General features: G+C 58.5%; 2 protein-coding genes. Both read right to left on the reverse strand.

What is annotated here, in order from left to right:
• Positions 1-1,225: 1,225 nt before the first annotated feature.
• The gene (locus B0W88_RS33270; protein ID WP_144007122.1) at positions 1,226-1,609 is read right to left on the reverse strand and encodes a hypothetical protein; all 384 of its coding nucleotides are present in this window, start codon (positions 1,607-1,609) and stop codon (positions 1,226-1,228) included.
• A 42-nt stretch (positions 1,610-1,651) separates the two neighbouring features.
• On the reverse strand, positions 1,652-2,311 hold a 660-nt coding region (locus B0W88_RS34560), incomplete at its 5' end, for a hypothetical protein (protein ID WP_233151908.1).

Here is a 2,311-nt window from a genome sequence, read left to right on the forward strand (position 1 = left end):
CAGCCGCGCCGTTAGGCGTCGGCTGGAACGAGGGGTTAGGCAGCGAGAACCGAAGACCTGAGCAAGCTCCCGCGAACGCCCTGCCAGCACGGCTGCCGAAGCGGCGGAGTTTGTCTGTCGCGGGACTCACGGCTGGACCTGCTGCCCGTACTGGTGAAGGAAGCGCTATGGTAAGCCGACTGCCAACGGACAGGCGGCCCTGCGCACCGATGGTGAACCCTGAATTCCTGGGACTGGCCGGAGCGGCGCATGACCAAGGCAACGATTGACCCCGCTCGTTGACTTGCCCATCAACTCCTGCCGGAGCGTCGTGCATTTCTGCGAGCAACCCATGAATTCCAAAAGGCCTAACGATAGTGTTCAGCCGCGCCGTTAGGCGTCGGCTGCAACGGAGGGTTAGGCAGCGAAGACCGAAGGCCAGACAAGCCGCCCGCGCAAGCGCCACCCGAGAAAGCCGCAACGCGGCCACAGCACCCTCGCCTTTTCTCTGTCGCGAAACTCATGGCTGCAAGTGTCTCCGATTCCGGTGGCGCAAGAGCAATGGTGAGCCGACTGCCAACGGACAGGCGACCCTGCGCACGCGCGGCGAACCCTGAACTCTTGAAAAGGCTCTGATTCAAAGTACCCCGGGAGGCGCGAGATCCGGGTACTGCGCATAAATGGGGTCGAGTAGTTCGTGCGAAAGCCGGCCGATGGCAAGCCCAATGGCCATTTGAAACCTGTCGAAGTCGGTTGGGGACAGTCCTTGCTTGGCGGGCGCCAACGACCGAGTGAGGTGGGCAATTGCATCTTCCAGAGATGATGCGACTGCCGAGGCTGATTCGCGCTCCACGACTTGGTCTCCCAACGGCCTAACGTCTGACTTCAGCGGCCGCCGCAGGCGGTCCGCTGCAAGGATGGGCTAGACCGAATTACGCCTCCGATAGCTCAACATGCTGGCCAACATTGAACTTCGGCAAGTCGTTCGCGGTCACTAAGGTAAACGCGAATACTGTCAAATCAGGTTTGCCATCAGCGGTCAGCGAGCGTGGCTGCGACAGACTTGGTCGGATCGGAGCATCACCTAAGCGTGATGCCGACGAGAGATGGAAGTTGCCAGCCTCAAGTTGGCGAGCGAAAACATACGCTGGTCGCGCGTGCTGGGCGATGTACTCAATGCGGAAGAGCATCTGCGATCTAACGTCCAAATTCAGCGGCGCCGTTAGGCGTCCGCTGGAATGCAAGGTTAGAGCGCATTCTGCGACGGAGTTGATTCTGCAGCTCTACGCCTCCGCTCCAGAACTAGGCACAGGTAGAACCACGCGAACGAGACCACGATGGCAAGCGGCGCGGAGATGGCAAGGGCCACCATCGGCTCCTGGAGTTCACTGCGACGAACCAATACTTGTGAAGCGCGTAGTTGCTGGTCCGCTTCTCGCGCTGTGCCCAGTGCTGCAATCACATCCAGAAGGAAGGTATCAACAAGCCAGATGTTTACGAACATCATGCCAAGAAGAACCGGAAGGGCTGAGAAGCAATAGACAGGCTTTCGCCACTCGCTGAACGGCACCTTCTTCCAGAGGAAGGCGAGTGATGCCGCATAGATTGAGATCAGAATGACTGGTGCCATGTTGTGACTTGACGTTGCCGAGGATGGTGCTTCGCCTGCGCTCTAACGATAGTGTTCAGCCGCGCCGTTAGGCGTCGGCTGGAACTGAGGGTTAGGTCGCATGGATGACCCGGGCTGATTTTGAAAGAAGAGCACGAAGTCTCGGACGGTCTTGACCTTGCCGAAGTATGGGTTGCGTTCGCTGTTGACCATAGACCTACCAGTTAGCACTTCGACCTCTGGAGCGAGGTCCATGTCCAAGTCGTCATCGTCCAGCATCAGGTCCTCTTTCAGCCGGTCGTTCGCGCGGATTGGGAATGATGGATGCACATGTTGAAGTCGCTCTTGCAGTTGGTCGTAGACGGCGCGAATGATCCAAGTATCTATTGCACGAGCATCGAAGTCCCGAGCGAACTCACATATCGTTTGACCTTCGCGCTGACAAGCCAGTTCCACGAGCTTTTGTGCATCTCGCTGACTTTGGCTGTGTGCGATCCACAAGAGAACAGCGAACCCGCATAGCACGACAAGGAATGTTTGCGGTCTTGTAGCCGCCAGATATGCAATGGCCGCCAGGAAGCACGCGATGAATAGCCAACCCGCAAGGCCCAGTGGGCGGCGAGTGAACTTCTGCATGTGACGAGAGGCGACGCGCATTGACTGCGACCTAACGGTTGCGTTCAGCCGCGCCGTTAGGCGTCGGCTGGAACTGCGGGTTAGGCT

The sequence above is a fragment of the Pelomonas sp. KK5 genome, assembly GCF_001984095.1.
GTDB lineage: Bacteria > Pseudomonadota > Gammaproteobacteria > Burkholderiales > Burkholderiaceae_C > KK5.